The organism is Pseudomonas medicaginis, assembly GCF_965119365.1.
Classification (GTDB): Bacteria; Pseudomonadota; Gammaproteobacteria; order Pseudomonadales; family Pseudomonadaceae; genus Aquipseudomonas.
This window is the reverse complement of the sequence record NZ_OZ221631.1, coordinates 5,564,233-5,579,500: the sequence shown is the minus strand read 5'-3', so window position 1 is coordinate 5,579,500 and position 15,268 is coordinate 5,564,233. Positions and strand designations below refer to the sequence as shown.

General features: G+C 58.8%; 13 protein-coding genes and 1 pseudogene. 8 read left to right on the top strand and 6 right to left on the bottom strand.

What is annotated here, in order from left to right; genetic code table 11:
• Nucleotides 1-39: 39 nt before the first annotated feature.
• The 3 genes from ACMTA2_RS24420 to gcl all read right to left on the bottom strand — a co-directional run bounded on the left by ACMTA2_RS24420 (nt 40) and on the right by gcl (nt 3,759).
• Nucleotides 40-930, bottom strand: coding sequence for a 2-hydroxy-3-oxopropionate reductase (locus ACMTA2_RS24420; protein WP_413792125.1), 891 nt, complete (start codon nt 928-930; stop codon nt 40-42).
• Between the two features lie 145 nt (nt 931-1,075).
• A complete protein-coding gene (hyi, locus tag ACMTA2_RS24415; protein WP_413792124.1) occupies nt 1,076-1,858 on the bottom strand; it encodes a hydroxypyruvate isomerase in 783 nt (260 codons plus the stop codon).
• 125 nt (nt 1,859-1,983) lie between these two features.
• Nucleotides 1,984-3,759: a glyoxylate carboligase gene (gene gcl, locus ACMTA2_RS24410; protein ID WP_413792123.1), complete on the bottom strand. Its 1,776-nt coding sequence runs from the start codon at nt 3,757-3,759 to the stop codon at nt 1,984-1,986.
• Between the two features lie 268 nt (nt 3,760-4,027).
• Between gcl and ACMTA2_RS24405 the strand changes: the two genes are divergently transcribed.
• Together ACMTA2_RS24405 and ACMTA2_RS24400 are read left to right on the top strand one after the other, a co-directional pair.
• Nucleotides 4,028-4,468, top strand: a complete 441-nt coding sequence (locus ACMTA2_RS24405; RefSeq protein ID WP_413792122.1) for a GlcG/HbpS family heme-binding protein — start codon at nt 4,028-4,030, stop codon at nt 4,466-4,468.
• A 212-nt stretch (nt 4,469-4,680) separates the two neighbouring features.
• Nucleotides 4,681-5,136: pseudogene (locus ACMTA2_RS24400) on the top strand (REP-associated tyrosine transposase); the annotation flags it as partial.
• A gap of 131 nt (nt 5,137-5,267) precedes the next feature.
• On the opposite strand, the gene ACMTA2_RS24395 reads toward ACMTA2_RS24400, so the two are convergent.
• Nucleotides 5,268-5,873, bottom strand: a complete 606-nt coding sequence (locus ACMTA2_RS24395) for a TetR/AcrR family transcriptional regulator (RefSeq protein ID WP_413792121.1) — start codon at nt 5,871-5,873, stop codon at nt 5,268-5,270.
• 130 nt (nt 5,874-6,003) lie between these two features.
• Between ACMTA2_RS24395 and ACMTA2_RS24390 the strand changes: the two genes are divergently transcribed.
• From ACMTA2_RS24390 to ACMTA2_RS24380, 3 genes are all read left to right on the top strand, one after another.
• Nucleotides 6,004-6,918, top strand: a complete 915-nt coding sequence (locus ACMTA2_RS24390) for a DUF808 domain-containing protein (RefSeq protein WP_413792120.1) — start codon at nt 6,004-6,006, stop codon at nt 6,916-6,918.
• A 67-nt stretch (nt 6,919-6,985) separates the two neighbouring features.
• On the top strand, nt 6,986-8,128 hold the full coding sequence (locus ACMTA2_RS24385; protein ID WP_413792119.1) for an acyltransferase family protein: 1,143 nt from the start codon (nt 6,986-6,988) through the stop codon (nt 8,126-8,128).
• Between the two features lie 51 nt (nt 8,129-8,179).
• Nucleotides 8,180-9,220, top strand: coding sequence for a WaaS/CpsH family glycosyltransferase (locus ACMTA2_RS24380; protein ID WP_413792118.1), 1,041 nt, complete (start codon nt 8,180-8,182; stop codon nt 9,218-9,220).
• A 178-nt stretch (nt 9,221-9,398) separates the two neighbouring features.
• On the opposite strand, the gene ACMTA2_RS24375 is transcribed toward ACMTA2_RS24380, so the two are convergent.
• Nucleotides 9,399-10,187, bottom strand: a complete 789-nt coding sequence (locus ACMTA2_RS24375) for an MlaA family lipoprotein (RefSeq protein WP_413792117.1) — start codon at nt 10,185-10,187, stop codon at nt 9,399-9,401.
• Complete coding sequence (locus ACMTA2_RS24370; RefSeq protein ID WP_413792116.1) at nt 10,180-11,478, bottom strand: serine/threonine protein kinase; 1,299 nt, start codon at nt 11,476-11,478, stop codon at nt 10,180-10,182. Before ACMTA2_RS24370 ends, ACMTA2_RS24375 begins: the two co-directional genes overlap by 8 nt.
• 426 nt (nt 11,479-11,904) lie before the next feature.
• Here ACMTA2_RS24370 and ACMTA2_RS24365 point away from each other — a divergent pair, with 426 nt between their 5' ends.
• The 3 genes from ACMTA2_RS24365 (at nt 11,905) to ACMTA2_RS24355 (ending at nt 15,043) form a co-directional block, all read left to right on the top strand.
• Nucleotides 11,905-12,759 (top strand): glycine betaine ABC transporter substrate-binding protein, encoded by an 855-nt coding sequence (locus ACMTA2_RS24365; RefSeq protein WP_413792115.1) that lies wholly within the window; start codon nt 11,905-11,907, stop codon nt 12,757-12,759.
• 317 nt (nt 12,760-13,076) lie between these two features.
• The gene (locus ACMTA2_RS24360) at nt 13,077-13,388 is read left to right on the top strand and encodes a DUF485 domain-containing protein (RefSeq protein ID WP_058544649.1); all 312 of its coding nucleotides are present in this window, start codon (nt 13,077-13,079) and stop codon (nt 13,386-13,388) included.
• On the top strand, nt 13,385-15,043 hold the full coding sequence (locus tag ACMTA2_RS24355) for a cation acetate symporter (protein ID WP_413792114.1): 1,659 nt from the start codon (nt 13,385-13,387) through the stop codon (nt 15,041-15,043). Before ACMTA2_RS24360 ends, ACMTA2_RS24355 begins: the two co-directional genes overlap by 4 nt.
• Nucleotides 15,044-15,268 lie beyond the last annotated feature (225 nt).

Genomic DNA, 15,268 nt, shown 5'->3' with positions numbered 1-15,268 from the left:
CCGCTATCGCGAGCGAGCTCGCTCCCACAGGGGCAGGGTTTATTTGTCGCGGATCGAGAAATTGGCCATGTGCTCCAGCCCCTTGATCAACGCCGAGTGGTCCCAGTGGCTGCCGCCGATGGCCGCACAGGTGCTGAACACTTGTTGGGCGTTGGCGGTATTGGGCAGGTTGATGTTCAGTTCCCTGGCGCCTTGCAGGGCCAGGTTCAGGTCCTTCTGGTGCAGGCTGATGCGAAAGCCCGGGTCGAACGTGCCCTTGATCATGCGTTCGCCGTGCACTTCGAGGATCTTCGACGAAGCGAAGCCGCCCATCAGCGCTTCACGGACCTTGGCGGGGTCGGCACCGTTTTTCGCGGCGAACAACAGTGCTTCCGCCACCGCCTGGATGTTCAGGGCGACGATGATCTGGTTCGCCACTTTGGCGGTCTGGCCGTCACCGTTGCCGCCCACCAGGGTGATGTTCTTGCCCATGGCCTGGAACAGCGGAAGGGCCCGCTCGAAGGCGGCGCTGTCGCCACCGACCATGATGCTCAGGGTCGCGGCCTTGGCACCGACTTCACCGCCGGAGACCGGGGCATCGAGGTACTGCGCGCCTTTTTCATTGATCTTCGCCGCGAACGCCTTGGTGGCGGTAGGAGAGATCGAGCTCATGTCGATCACCACCTTGCCCGCGCCCACGCCCGCCGCCACACCCTCGGCGCGAAACAGCACGTCGTCGACCTGCGGCGTGTCCGGGACCATGACAATGATGAACTCGGCTTCCTGGGCCACTTCCTTCGGATTGGCCAATGCCACGGCGCCGCCGGCCAGCAGGTCGGCCGGGGCCGGGTCGTGGTGCTGGGACAGGAACAGGCTGTGACCGGCCTTTTGCAGGTTCAGTGCCATGGGGTGGCCCATGATGCCGGTGCCGATGAATCCGATTTTAGCCATGGGAAAATCCTCTTGTTTTTATGCCGGTAGTGGCTGCCTTTGTGGGAGCGAGCCTGCTCGCGAAAGCGGTGAGCCAGTCAACACTGCTGGGTTTGACAGATTGCTTTCGCGAGCAGGCTCGCTTCCACAGGGGGATGAATGCGTTTCAGATCGCGTTGTGTGTTTTCAACCAGCCCAGGCCGGCTTCGGTGGTGGTCAGGGGCTTGTATTCGCAGCCGACCCAACCCGAGTAACCGATGCGGTCCAGGTGTTCGAACAGGAAGCGGTAGTTGATTTCGCCCGTACCCGGCTCGTTGCGGCCCGGGTTGTCCGCCAGTTGCACGTGGTTGATCTCGCCCAGGTGCGCCGACAGGGTCCGGGCCAGGTCACCTTCCATGATCTGCATGTGGTAGATGTCGTATTGCAGGAACAGGTTGGCGCTGCCCACCTGCTCGCGAATCGACAGGGCCTGGGCGGTGTTGTTCAGGTAGAAGCCGGGAATGTCGCGGGTATTGATGGCTTCCATCACCAGCCTGATGCCTTTGGCCTTCAGCTTCTCGGCGGCGTATTTCAGGTTGGCGATGAAGGTTTTCTCCACCAGGGTTTCACTGCAGTTCTGCGGGCGAATCCCCGACAGGCAGTTGACCTGGGTGTTGCCCAGCACCTGGGCGTAGGCGATTGCCAGGTCGACACCGGCGCGGAATTCCTCGACCCGGTCCGGCAGGCAGGCAATGCCGCGCTCGCCCTTGGCCCAGTCGCCGGCCGGCAGATTGAACAGCACTTGGGTCAGGCCGTTGGCATCGAGCAAGGCCTTGAGCTCGGCGGAGCTGTAGTCATAGGGGAACAGGTATTCGACACCACTGAAACCGGCCTTGGCGGCGGCTTCGAAACGGGCGAGGAAATCCTGTTCGGTGAACAGCATGGACAGGTTGGCGGCGAAACGCGGCATGGTGGTCTCCTGAAACTGTGTTGTAGGCCCCTGTGGGAGCGAGCCTGCTCGCGAAAGCGGTGTGCCAGTCAACATTCAATGACCGGTGAATTGTCTTCGCGAGCAGGCTCGCTCCCACAGGAAAGTCAGTCGAGCAACGAAATGGCTGTCGGTGCATCGTTACCCACAAGCGCCAGGTCTTCAAACTCATTGACGGCGTTGATCTCGGTGCCCATGGAGATATTGGTGACCCGCTCCAGGATGATCTCGACGATCACCGGCACCTTGAATTCCTCGATCATCGCCTGGGCCTGGCGCAGAGCCGGCTGGATACCGGCGGGTTCGAACACCCGCAACGCCTTGCATCCCAGGCCTTCGGCCACGGCCACGTGGTCCACGCCATAACCGTTGAGCTCCGGGGCGTTGAGGTTGTCGAAGGACAGCTGTACGCAGTAGTCCATGTCGAACCCGCGCTGGGCCTGGCGAATCAAGCCCAGGTAGGAGTTGTTCACCACGACGTGGATGTACGGCAGCTTGAACTGCGCGCCCACCGCCAGCTCTTCGATCATGAACTGGAAATCATAGTCGCCCGACAGCGCCACGACCTTGCGGCTCGGATCAGCCTTGACCACCCCCAGCGCGGCCGGAATGGTCCAGCCCAAGGGGCCGGCCTGGCCGCAGTTGATCCAGTGGCGTGGCTTATAGACGTGAAGGAACTGCGCGCCGGCGATCTGCGACAGGCCGATGGTGCTGACGTAGCAGGTGTCCTTGCCAAACACCTGGTTCATCTCTTCGTACACCCGCTGTGGCTTGACAGGCACGTTGTCGAAGTGGGTCTTGCGCTGCAGGCTGGCCTTGCGTTGCTGGCAATCCTGCAACCAGGCGCTGCGGTTTTTCAGCTTGCCGGCGGCTTGCCATTCGCGGGCCACTTCAATGAATACCGTCAGGGCCGAGGCCGCGTCGGAAACGATGCCCAGGTCGGGGGTGAACACGCGGCCGATTTGGGTCGGCTCGATGTCCACGTGAATGAACGTGCGGCCTTCGGTGTAGACGTCCACCGAACCGGTGTGGCGGTTGGCCCAGCGGTTGCCGACGCCCAGCACCACGTCCGACTTGAGCAAGGTTGCGTTGCCGTAGCGGTGGGACGTTTGCAGGCCGACCATGCCGACCATCTGCGGGTGATCGTCGGGGATGGTGCCCCAGCCCATCAAGGTGGGGATGACCGGGATGCCGGTCAGCTCGGCGAACTCAACCAGCAGTTCGCTGGCATCGGCGTTGATGATGCCGCCGCCAGCCACCAGCAATGGACGCTCTGCCTGATTGAGCATCGCCAGGGCTTTTTCGATCTGCACGCGGTTGGCCGCGGGTTTGGCCAGGGGCAGCGGTTGGTAGGCGTCGATGTCGAATTCGATCTCGGCCATCTGCACGTCGAACGGCAGGTCGATCAGCACCGGGCCCGGGCGGCCGGAGCGCATCTCAAAGAACGCTTTTTGGAAGGCATAGGGCACCTGGCCCGGCTCCAGCACGGTGGTCGCCCATTTGGTCACCGGCTTGACGATGCTGGTGATATCCACAGCCTGGAAGTCTTCCTTGTGCAGACGGGCGCGGGGGGCTTGCCCGGTGATGCACAGGATCGGGATCGAATCGGCCGACGCGCTGTAGAGGCCGGTGACCATGTCGGTGCCAGCCGGGCCCGAGGTGCCGATGCACACACCGATATTGCCGGCCTTGGTCCGGGTGTAGCCCTCGGCCATGTGCGAGGCGCCTTCAACATGGCGAGCGAGGACGTGATCGATGCCACCCACCTTCTGCAGGGCGGAGTACAGCGGGTTGATCGCAGCACCCGGGATGCCGAAGGCCGTGTCCACGCCTTCACGGCGCATCACCAGAACGGCGGCTTCGATTGCTCTCATTTTGCTCATGGTTTTGTGCCTCTTACGTTTTGTAATTGTATACAAGTGGCTTTGCGGAGAGTGTATTCACGACGAAGGACGCAGGTCAATCCATTTTCTCAAGCACTCGTTTCATTCGTCGGAAGGCCATATTTTGCGGTGGATTTTCATCGATCAATGGGCTTTGTGAAAATTATTGTATACAAAAGTGTTAAGTGTTGTGTTCTATTTGTTGTGTTCGGTTTTGCTGAAAGTGAAGCCCGCAAGGCTCTCCCATAACAAAAGAAGGACAGCACCCATGAGCGTTCTAACCTTGAAAATCGCCGTCGACCTGATCGGACAAGCCCTTGCCACGGGTCGTGAGATCAGCGCTGCACCCTTGGCCGTCGTGGTCCTGGACAGCGGCGGACACCTGGTTGCCTTGCAGCGCGAAGACGGCGCCAGCCTGCTTCGCCCGCAGATCGCCACCGGCAAGGCCTGGGGCGCCATCGCCCTGGGCAAGGGCTCGCGCCTGCTGGCCCAGGACGCCCAGCAGCGCCCGGCGTTCTTTGCCGCTTTGAATGGGCTGGGCCAAAACAGCGTCGTGCCGGCCCCGGGAGGCGTGTTGATCAGGGATCGGGAGGGGCAAGTGCTGGGCGCGATAGGTGTCAGTGGTGATGTTTCGGATGTGGATGAGCAGGTGGCGATCAGGGCGGTGGAGGCGATGGGGTTGAGGGCGGATGCGGGGGGTGGGGCTTGATTTTTATGCTGATTTGACTGGCGTCTTCGCGAGCAGGCTCGCTCCTACAGGGTTTGATGTTGGACACATAATGTCGAGACACCGCAAACCCAGTGTGGGAGCGAGCTTGCTCGCGATAGCGATCTCCCAGACACATCCAGCCAAGACTCAGCCCGGCATCCAAAAAACAACTGGCCTAGCCTTTGATGACCTGATCATTGAGAAGCGAAGGAATGCCTGATCTACCTGCTTCACATCGCTTGCGCACAGGCCGTTACGGTGAGTTGAATCGAATCTATTTATTGACCACTAACACGGTTGAGCGAAAGCCGATTTTCCTGGATTTCGCTTTAGGCAGATTGGTCGTTGAACAATTTCGGTGTGCCCAGGATAAGAAATGGGCGAAGTCATTGGCGTGGGTGGTTATGCCTGATCATTTCCATTGGTTGATTGAATTGCAGCAAGGCTCGTTGAATGAGTTGATGCAAAAAACCAAGTCTTTGAGTGCTCGGGCGGTGAACCTATCCACTGGGCAACAAGGTAGCCTGTGGCAACAGGGATACCATGACCGAGCACTGCGTCGCGAGGAGGACTTGGTCAAGCTCGCTCGCTATGTTGTCGCCAATCCGCTGCGGGCAGGTCTGGTGACGCGATTGGGTGACTATCCACTGTGGGATGCAATATGGGTTCAATCTGAAGTCGAGGTGCCTTCATCGCGAGCAAGCTCGCTCCCACAGGGTCTGATGTTGGACACATAATGTCTGGACACCGCAAACCCCGTGTGGGAGCGAGCTTGCTCGCGATGAAGGCTACTCAGTCTTCAGTCTGGCTCACACCCCTTCAGCACCAACCGGATAATCGTCTGCGCCGCCGCTTCGTAATCCGCCTCATCCAGCTTCGCCTTGCCGGTCACGGCGCTGATCTGCCAGTCGAAATCGGCATAGGTCTGGGTGGCGGCCCAGATGCTGAACATCAGGTGATTGGGGTCGATGGGGGCGATCTGGCCGCGGTCGATCCAGGTCTGGATGCAGTCGATGTTGTGTCGCGCCTGGGCGTTGAGTTGTTCCACCAGGTCGGGGCTCAGGTGGGGGGCGCCGTGCATGATTTCGCTGGCGAAGACTTTCGAGGCGAAGGGCAGGTCGCGGGAGATGCGGATCTTGGAGCGGATGTAGTGACTCAGCACCTCACCTGGTACGCCTTCGGCATTGAACGGTGTCGAAGCCTGGAGAATCGGCTCGATGATGCTTTCCAGCACCTCTCGATAGAGGTTTTCCTTGGATTTGAAGTAGTAGTAGACGTTGGGCTTGGGCAGGCCAGCCTTGGCCGCGATGTCGCTGGTCTTGGTCGCGGCGAAGCCCTTGTCGGCAAATTCTTCGCTGGCGGCACGCAGGATCAATTCTTTGTTGCGCTCGCGGATTGTGCTCATAAACCCAGGGGTTCCTTGCCTGTTCTGGCGGTGGCGCATGGTAGCACCGGCCTCGCGCGGCGCTCAAGAATGCCCAAGGCGCCGCGGCTCGCGGTATGCTGCGCAGCATTATTATTCAAGGAGCCCCTCCATGGCCGGAAGCAGTTTGCTGGTACTGATCGACGATATCGCCACCGTGCTCGACGATGTCGCGCTGATGACCAAGATGGCCGCCAAGAAAACCGCCGGCGTGCTGGGCGATGACTTGGCGCTCAATGCCCAGCAAGTGTCGGGGGTGCGTGCCGAGCGCGAGCTGCCAGTGGTGTGGGCGGTGGCCAAGGGGTCGTTCATCAACAAATTGATCCTGGTGCCGTCGGCGCTGGCGATCAGCGCCTTCGTTCCTTGGCTGGTGACGCCGTTGTTGATGGTGGGGGGCGCCTACCTGTGTTTCGAAGGGTTCGAAAAGCTTGCCCACAAGTTCCTTCACAGCAAGGCCGAGGACCAGGCCGAACATGCGCAGCTGGTCGAGGCGGTGGCGGACCCGGCGGTCGACCTGGTGGCCTTTGAAAAGGACAAGATCAAGGGGGCGGTACGCACCGACTTCATCCTCTCGGCGGAAATCATTGCCATCACCCTGGGCACCGTCGCCGATGCAGCGCTGACCCAGCAGGTGATCGTCCTGTCTGGCATCGCCATTATCATGACCGTGGGGGTTTATGGCCTGGTGGCGGGGATCGTCAAGCTCGATGACCTGGGGCTCTGGTTGACCCGGAAGCCAGGGCAGGCCGCGAAAAGCATCGGCGGGGCCATTCTGAGTGCAGCACCCTACATGATGAAAGGCCTGTCGGTGATCGGCACGGCGGCGATGTTCCTGGTGGGCGGCGGTATCCTCACCCACGGCGTGCCGGCGGTGCATCACTGGATCGAAGGCGTGACGGCCAGCGCTGGCGGTGCCGGTTTTATCGTGCCGATGTTGCTCAATGCGGTGGCTGGGATCGTGGCGGGGGCCGTGGTGTTGGCGGGGGTGATCCTTATGGGCAAGGTCTGGAAAACGCTGAAAGGTTGAAGTTGGCAACCGTTAGCAAAGCCCCCACCGCAGGTCGTGAGCCAGCGTATACATTTGGAAAAAATCAATGATCGAAACCTTTCAATTGCTGGCGCTATATGTGCTTTCCGTCAGCGCGTTCTGCTTGATTGCCGGGCGCTTCCCTTTGCTCGCCCCTGAAGCAAAACACCGGGTGTCGTCGTTGGACGGTCTGCGTGGAATCCTCGCAACAGCGGTGATGGTTCACCACTTCGCCATCACCTTTGTGTGGCACAGCACCGGAACCTGGCAAGTCACTGACAGCCGCGTGATCAACAATATGGGGGCCGTACCGGTGTCCTTGTTCTTTATGATCACGGGCTACCTTTTTACGCAAAAAGTGATCAGGGGGCAGCCCAATTGGGGCTCGCTGCTTTCCTCTCGATTACGCCGCATTTTCCCAATGTACATCGTGTCTATTCTCTTGGTTGCCGTTATCAGTTTCTACCAGACAAGGGGTGAACCAAGCCCACTGCTCGATAATTTCGTCGCGCTCGGTCGCTGGTTAATCTTCCTGGGAGGATCGATCAATGGATTTCCAGACAGCAAGCTGATCAACGCTTCTGTGCAGTGGACACTGATGTACGAGGCGCTTTTCTATCTTTCGCTCCCGCTCATGTATTGCCTGTTCCGTCGCCAACTGCCGATCCTCGCCCTGGTGGTGTCCATCGGCGCGATTGCGATCTTATGGCCGGAGTATCACCCCGTATTTCATAAGCGGTTCGTTAAGCTATTTCTGGTGGGTATGGCTGTCGCCTTTCTTGAACCTCGGCTGCGCAAGACGTCAATCAACTTTTCAACTCCCTGGTGTTGCCTCATTGCTGTCGGGGTACTGCTCGCGAGTCTGAACATGCGCTCATACTCAACGGGGCAGATGTTGATTCTCGGTATCCCGTTCGGGCTATTCGTTCTAGGCAACAGCCTGTACGGACTCCTGGAACACAAGGGGCTAAAGGTTCTCGGGGAAGCAAGCTTCAGTATCTATCTGCTGCACGGTATCGTGATCTACAGCGTGTTCAGTCTGCTGAAAATATACAATTTCACAGAGGGCACGCTCGCTGGCTATGCATGGTATTTGCCGCTTATCATTCTGGCGGTGAGCGCGTTGAGCGTTTTGACCTACTGGTCAATCGAGCGACCATTCCTCAGTGCGCCCCGCAGGCGGCTCGATAAGACAGCCGAAGAAATATGATTCCAAATAACTGCCAAGCGCCCAGATCCAAACGATCGGTGTGGATTCTGCGTGGCTGATATTCACAGTTCAGCTACAAATTTTTGGAAAGACGCCGCTATCTTCAACCCTTTTTACGAGAACGACATGGCTTATCTGCCTCCCGACATCACATCGAAAAAGCTCCTGATCGTTTGTCGAGATGTCGGCGGTTATATAAAGCGGCTCAGCGATTACTTGGCCCAAAATAATGAGGTCACGTTCGTTGATCTTTCTGCACCGCGCGACGAGATCCGGTTTCTACCTGGAAAGCTGCGACGATGGCTGAAGAAATTCCTGACCGTTCGTGCAGCACGCCGCCAGATTCAAAAGGCCGGGAAAGTCGACTCCGTACTCATCATAAATCCCGCACAAATCGACATTACTCTTGTCGATCAGGCAATGGTTGCAGCACAACAGACCATCGCATTCCTGTCTGACGGCGTTGCAAGACTTGCCATGCCGGTTGCTCAGTTGGCCCGTTTCGACAAGGTCTACACCTTCGACGATGCGGACGCCCGGGAATACGGATTCCGGAAGCTCAGCAACTACATATACGAGCTCGACACCGAGCTTGAAACCACTCGTGAGTACATAGCGTTTGTCGTGATGGCGGGCAAGAATCGCATTGACGTACTGGGCAGAATCGCAGCGGAATTCGATCGTCTTGGCCACACGAATTACAAGTTCCTGGTGCAAAGCAAGGTGGTCGAAAATGCCAGTCCGGGTATCACTTTTTTCAGGGAAAGGATGTCGCTCGATGAAGTTGGCGATCTGATCAGGCGCTCGGAAATCCTGATCGATATCGTCCGGCCGGGCCATGCGGGTCTGAGCTTTCGCTTCTTCGACGCATTGTTCTACCGGAAGAAGATCATCACCAACAATCCGTCGGTAATGAATTACGATTTTTATGATGCGCGAAACATTCTGGTCATTGACAGTGACCACCCTGTTATCCCGACGTCATTTCTCGTTGAGGAATATATTGATCCACCCGTGGATGTGGTCCAGAAGTACAGCATGAACCGTTGGGCTGGCGAAGTGTTCGCTCCACTTGCCGATGACCAGCGATAGGTCGCATCGGACAAGCACGCAATGGAACCTATCAAGGTGAGCTGATGGTGCTTGTCCCATACGCTGAAAAGCCCTCCGTCATCGAGCATGCCGGGGGGCTTTTTGTTAGTGAGCGTCCATCAAGGGGGATCGGTTATCAAGCCAACCCCACTGGTCACAACCTGCTCTCTCTGCAGGATTACTCCGCGATCTGCAACTTGCGCGACTCGGTGTACACGTAGCGCACCTTTTCATATTCGAACGGCGAATTCAGTTGTCCGTACCGGAAACTGGTCTGGTAGCGCCTGTCGACGCCGCGCAGAAGCAGCAACTCCGGGTGGTTGGAACTGACTTCGGAGACGTTCAGGTAGTTGATCGCCGATTCGGCGGTGTAGTCCACCAGCAAGCCCGAAGTGTCGCGCAGGTTCGATGGGCCGAAGATTGGCAGCACGAAGTACGCGCCGGCCGGCACGCCGTAGAAGCCCAGGGTCTGGCCGAAATCTTCGCTCTGGCGCGGCAGGCCCATGGCGGTGGCCGGGTCCCACAGGCCGGCGATGCCGACGGTGGTGTTGAGCAGCAGGCGCGCCGTGGTTTCCATCGAACGCTTGCCCTTGAATTGCAGCAAGCTGTTCATCAGGTTTGGCACGTCCCCCAAATTGTTGAAGAAATTGCTGACCCCGGTGCGCACGAAGCCGGGGGTAATGTAGCGATAGCCATCTACCACGGGCAGGAATACCCATTGGTCGAAGCGGTAGTTGAAGTGGTAGACCCGGCGGTTCCAGGATTCCAATGGGTCATAGACATTCAAGGCGTTGAGGGTCGAACGCTCGAACTCGCGCTGGTCCAGCCCCGGGTTGAACTTGAGCTTGGTCAGCGGTTCCTTGAAACCGTCCGAGTCCACCACCACGGGCGCGTTGGCTTTGCTGTTGTCGGCGTGGACCATGCCCGCACTGATTAACGCAGCGATAAGCAGCAGATATTTAGCCACGGAAAAACTCCAGCATGGCGTCGCTGTTGACGCGGTAGTTGAGGTTGCCGCAGTGGCCGCCCAGTGGATAAACCGTCAGGCGATCACCAAAGGTCTTGCGCAGGAAACCCAGGTCGCCCGGGCCGAGAATCACGTCGTCGGCATTGTGCATGACGGCGATCTTCGGGCTGGCGTGCAGGTAATCCTTCAGCGCGTACAGGCTGACCTGGTCGACCAGTTGCAGCAGGCTGCCGCCGTCAGTGCGCGCGCGCCACATCGGGATCACTTGCTCGGTGAGGTAACAGTCGAAATCGCATTGCAGCGCACGCTTGAGGAACGGCGTCAGGCTGGTGCTTTCGGTAATCGGGAACTTGGGCGGGATGATCAGGCCGCGACGGTTGATCAGGTCCGAGGTGAAGGCGATGTCGGCCGCCGAGAAGCGGAACGAGGTGCCGATCAACATCGCCATCTGCTCGTTGCTCAGGTGCTGCTTGGACTGCTGGAAGTCATAGAGCAGGGCATCGTTGAGGTCGATGTAGCCTTTTTGCTGGAAGTAGCGCGTCAGCTTGTTCAGCACCAGCTCATAGAAGGTGGTGGTGTTGTTGATGCCCTTGACCTCGGTCTGGACCAGTTTGTCCAGGTTGGTGATCGAGGTGTAGAGGTTCACCGGTGGGTTAAGCAGCAGCACCTTCTTGAAATTGAAGCTGCGCCGGGTTTCGTCCAGGTGGGCGACGAAGGCCGCGTCCAGGGCGCCGAGGCTGTAGCCGGTCAGGTAGTACTCGGTAACCGGGACTTTCGGGTTCTGGGCGCGTACGGCCTGCATCACCCGGTACATGTCTTCGGCGTCTTCCTTGGAAATGCCTGGCGTGGCGAAGCGCGAAGCGGCGCTCATGAAGTCGAAGCTGGTGGGCGAGGACAACTGCACCACGTGGTAGCCGGCCTTGTAGTAGAGGCGCTTGAGGTATTCATTAATGCTACTGTCAAAGCGCGCACCGGTGCCGGCGATGAGGAAGATCAGCGGTGCGGGCTTGTCCTGGGTAGCCATGCGGTAGGTGAGGCTTTTTACCGGCCAGAAGTTGTCCGGCAGGATGAACTCGCGTTCCGGGCGCAGGGTCAGGCTGTGGTCGGACTGGTTGATATCCTCGATCAGTGGCAACTCCGGGCGCAGGTCCGGCGGCGTGGTGGCGATGGTCGCCTCGAACGGGTTGGTCAAGGGGTAGCCATAGCTGGCGGCGTCAATATCTACCGCCAGCGCGGACGCACTCAGGATAAGGCCGCCGAGGAGGGCAGCGAAGCGCAAGGAACGGAGCATGACTGGATCCCTTAGAGGAAAGTGCCGGAATGAGGTTCGCAGCCTATGACCACCGAAGCGGAGCCAAGTGCCATGACGGGCACAAAACAGGCACGGACGGGGTGCGATAGTAGCGGGACGATACACGTTTGGGGACGGTGGCGGCTAGTCATCTGATAACTGTTCAGCTTTGGAGGGCAGCGATCCTACGGGATTTTTCACCGATCACGTCAGATGTCGTTGCTGGCTTTCTGATGTCGTTTCTCGATGCTTTGACGTCGCAGACAGAGCAGGTTCCGGATCGTCGCAGGTTGATGATCAACGAGTCAGTACTCCACTGGCGTTCAGACCGGTTTGAGGGCGAGCGTGATGGGGGCGCTGAGCATCATAACTATACGTTGACGCCGCCCGGCATCCGTCGGGCGCAGCACTTTCGGGGAAGTAACGATGAAGATGCGACGACTCTTGGGCGCAGGTGCCGCACTGGTACTGGCCATCAGTTCCACCTTGGCCAGCGCCGAAACCAAAACCCTGAGCATCGGTTACGTTGACGGCTGGTCCGACAGCGTCGCGACCACCCACGTGGCGGCCGAAGTGATCAAGCAAAAACTCGGTTATGACGTGAAGCTGCAAGCGGTCGCGACCGGGATCATGTGGCAAGGCGTGGCCACTGGCAAACTCGACGCGATGCTCTCGGCCTGGCTGCCGGTGACTCACGGCGACTATTGGGCCAAGAACAAGGACCAAGTGGTCGATTACGGCCCCAACTTCAAGGACGCAAAAATCGGCCTGATCGTGCCGGAGTACGTCAAGGCCCAGTCCGTGGCCGATCTCAAGACCGATGAAAGCTTCAAGAACCGTATTGTCGGTATCGATGCCGGTTCAGGCGTGATGCTCAAGACCGAACAGGCGATCAAGGATTACGACCTGACCGGTTATCAACTCAAGGCCAGTTCCGGCGCCGGCATGATCGCCGAGCTGACCCGTGCCGAGAAGAAAAACGAATCCATCGCTGTCACCGGTTGGGTGCCGCACTGGATGTTCGCCAAGTGGAAACTGCGCTTCCTGGAAGACCCGAAAGGCGTTTACGGCGCGGCTGAAACCGTGAACAGCATCGGCAGCAAGGAACTGGACGCCAAGGCGCCGGAAGTGGCCGAGTTCCTGAAGAAGTTCCAATGGGCTTCGAAAGACGAAATCGGCGAAGTCATGCTGGCTATCCAAGAGGGTGCCAAGCCGGAAGCTGCCGCTAAGGATTGGGTGGCCAAGCACCCGGACCGCGTGAAGGAGTGGACCGGCAAGTAATTCGCCTGGCCTGAGCTGTTCCGAAAACCGCATGACGGCGTGTCATGCGGTTTTTTTGTGCCTGCAACCTTTCGGTCTTGCCAATTTCCTGTGGGAGCGAGCTTGCTCGCGATAGCGGTATATCTGCTTGCATCTATATTGAATGTGCGACCGCAATCGCGAGCAAGCTCGCTCCCACAGAAGAGCCATTGCAAAAGTTTTGCGGGAGACGGGCAACACCGTCATGTCGTTCTAATACTAAGGTCGTCTGGAACCTGGCCTTGAGCCGCATAGAGTAGGGGTGTTCCAATTAAATCTGTGCTGCGAGGATAAAAACAATGAACGACAGCATTTACCTCTCTATTCAAAACAGCCCTCGCTTCAAGGAGCTGGTGAGAAAAAGGGAAAAGTTCGCCTGGATTCTCTCGGCGATCATGCTAGGGCTGTATTCCGGCTTCATTCTTCTGATCGCCTACGGGCCGCACATTCTCGGGGCTAAAATATCCCCCGAGTCCACCATCACTTGGGGTATTCCCATTGGCGTCGGTCTGATTGTCTCGGCCTTCGTCCTGACCGGTATCTATGTGCGACGTGCCAACGGCGAGTTCGACGACCTGAACAATGCGATTCTCAAGGAGGCTCAGCAATGATCCGGCGTCTACTGGCTCTATTGAGCATCGCAGCGTTCGCACCGGGCGCCTGGGCGGCTGAAGCCCTGACCGGTGCCGTGCAGAAACAACCCCTCAACGTCGCGGCTATCCTGATGTTCGTGGCCTTCGTCGGCGCGACTTTGTATATCACCTACTGGGCGTCCAAGAAAAACAACTCGGCGGCCGACTACTATGCGGCCGGCGGCAAGATCACCGGCTTCCAGAATGGCTTGGCCATTGCGGGCGACTACATGTCGGCGGCGTCCTTCCTGGGGATCTCCGCACTGGTGTTCTCCTCCGGCTACGACGGTCTGATCTACTCGATCGGCTTCCTGGTGGGCTGGCCGATCATCCTGTTCCTGATCGCTGAACGCCTGCGTAACCTGGGTAAGTACACCTTTGCCGACGTGGCGTCCTATCGCCTTGGGCAAACCCAGATCCGCAGTCTGTCCGCCTGCGGCTCGCTGGTGGTGGTGGCGTTCTACCTGATCGCGCAAATGGTCGGTGCCGGCAAGCTGATCCAGCTGCTGTTCGGCCTGGACTACCACGTTGCGGTGATCCTGGTGGGCATCCTGATGTGCCTCTACGTGTTGTTCGGCGGCATGCTGGCCACCACCTGGGTACAGATCATCAAGGCGGTGCTGTTGCTGTCGGGTGCTTCGTTCATGGCCCTGATGGTCATGAAGCACGTCAACTTCGACTTCAACATGCTGTTTGCCGAAGCGGTCAAGGTTCACCCTAAAGGCGAGGCGATCATGAGTCCTGGCGGCCTGGTGAAGGATCCGATCTCGGCCTTCTCCCTGGGTCTGGCGCTGATGTTCGGTACCGCAGGCCTGCCGCACATCCTGATGCGCTTCTTCACCGTGAGCGACGCCAAGGAAGCGCGCAAGAGCGTGCTGTATGCCACCGGTTTCATCGGCTACTTCTACATCCTGACCTTCATCATCGGTTTCGGCGCGATCCTGCTGGTCAGCACCAACCCGGCCTTCAAGGACGCGGCAGGTGCCTTGCTCGGCGGTAACAACATGGCGGCGGTGCACCTGGCCAACGCGGTGGGCGGCAGTATCTTCCTGGGCTTCATCTCGGCGGTAGCCTTTGCCACCATCCTGGCGGTGGTAGCAGGCCTGACCCTGGCCGGTGCCTCGGCGGTGTCCCACGACCTGTATGCCAGCGTGATCAAGAAAGGCAAGGCCAACGAGAAGGACGAGATTCGCGTCTCGAAAATCACCACCATCGCCCTGGCGGTGCTGGCGATCGGCCTGGGTATCCTGTTCGAGAAGCAGAACATCGCGTTCATGGTCGGCCTGGCGTTCTCCATCGCGGCGAGCTGCAACTTCCCGGTACTGCTGCTTTCGATGTACTGGAAGAAGCTGACCACCCGTGGCGCGATGATTGGCGGCTGGCTGGGCCTGGTCAGTGCCGTGGGCCTGATGATCCTCGGCCCGACCATCTGGGTGCAGATCATGGGTCACGAGAAGGCGATCTTCCCGTATGAATACCCTGCGCTGTTCTCGATGGCCATTGCCTTCGTCGGCATCTGGTTCTTCTCCATTACCGACAAGTCGGCTGAAGGCGTGAACGAGCGTGCACTGTTCTTCCCGCAGTTCGTGCGTTCGCAGACGGGCCTGGGGGCGAGTGGGGCGGTTAGCCATTAAGGTCTAGCGATCCGCTTCAACTGCAAGAGAAATACCCCGGTCGAGAGGCCGGGGTATTTTTTTGTGCGCGGGTTTCGAGGGTGTCAGATCAATCGCCTTCGCGGGTAAACCCGCTCCCACATGGGAATGCGGTCCCCTGTGGGAGCGGGCTTGCTCGCGAAGGCGCCAGGCCTGTCACTGAGGACTCAAAGGGGAATGAAAAGGAGGCATAAACAAAACGGCCCC

Coding starts and splice junctions, on each gene's coding strand:
- ACMTA2_RS24405 (WP_413792122.1), top strand. CDS start 4,028: ATGAGCGTTCTAACCTTGAAAATCGCCGTCGACCTGATCGGACAAGCC.
- ACMTA2_RS24355 (WP_413792114.1), top strand. CDS start 13,385: ATGATCCGGCGTCTACTGGCTCTATTGAGCATCGCAGCGTTCGCACCG.
- ACMTA2_RS24390 (WP_413792120.1), top strand. CDS start 6,004: ATGGCCGGAAGCAGTTTGCTGGTACTGATCGACGATATCGCCACCGTG.
- gcl (WP_413792123.1), bottom strand. CDS start 3,759: ATGAGCAAAATGAGAGCAATCGAAGCCGCCGTTCTGGTGATGCGCCGT.
- ACMTA2_RS24385 (WP_413792119.1), top strand. CDS start 6,986: ATGATCGAAACCTTTCAATTGCTGGCGCTATATGTGCTTTCCGTCAGC.
- ACMTA2_RS24420 (WP_413792125.1), bottom strand. CDS start 930: ATGGCTAAAATCGGATTCATCGGCACCGGCATCATGGGCCACCCCATG.
- ACMTA2_RS24370 (WP_413792116.1), bottom strand. CDS start 11,478: ATGCTCCGTTCCTTGCGCTTCGCTGCCCTCCTCGGCGGCCTTATCCTG.
- hyi (WP_413792124.1), bottom strand. CDS start 1,858: ATGCCGCGTTTCGCCGCCAACCTGTCCATGCTGTTCACCGAACAGGAT.
- ACMTA2_RS24365 (WP_413792115.1), top strand. CDS start 11,905: ATGAAGATGCGACGACTCTTGGGCGCAGGTGCCGCACTGGTACTGGCC.
- ACMTA2_RS24395 (WP_413792121.1), bottom strand. CDS start 5,873: ATGAGCACAATCCGCGAGCGCAACAAAGAATTGATCCTGCGTGCCGCC.
- ACMTA2_RS24360 (WP_058544649.1), top strand. CDS start 13,077: ATGAACGACAGCATTTACCTCTCTATTCAAAACAGCCCTCGCTTCAAG.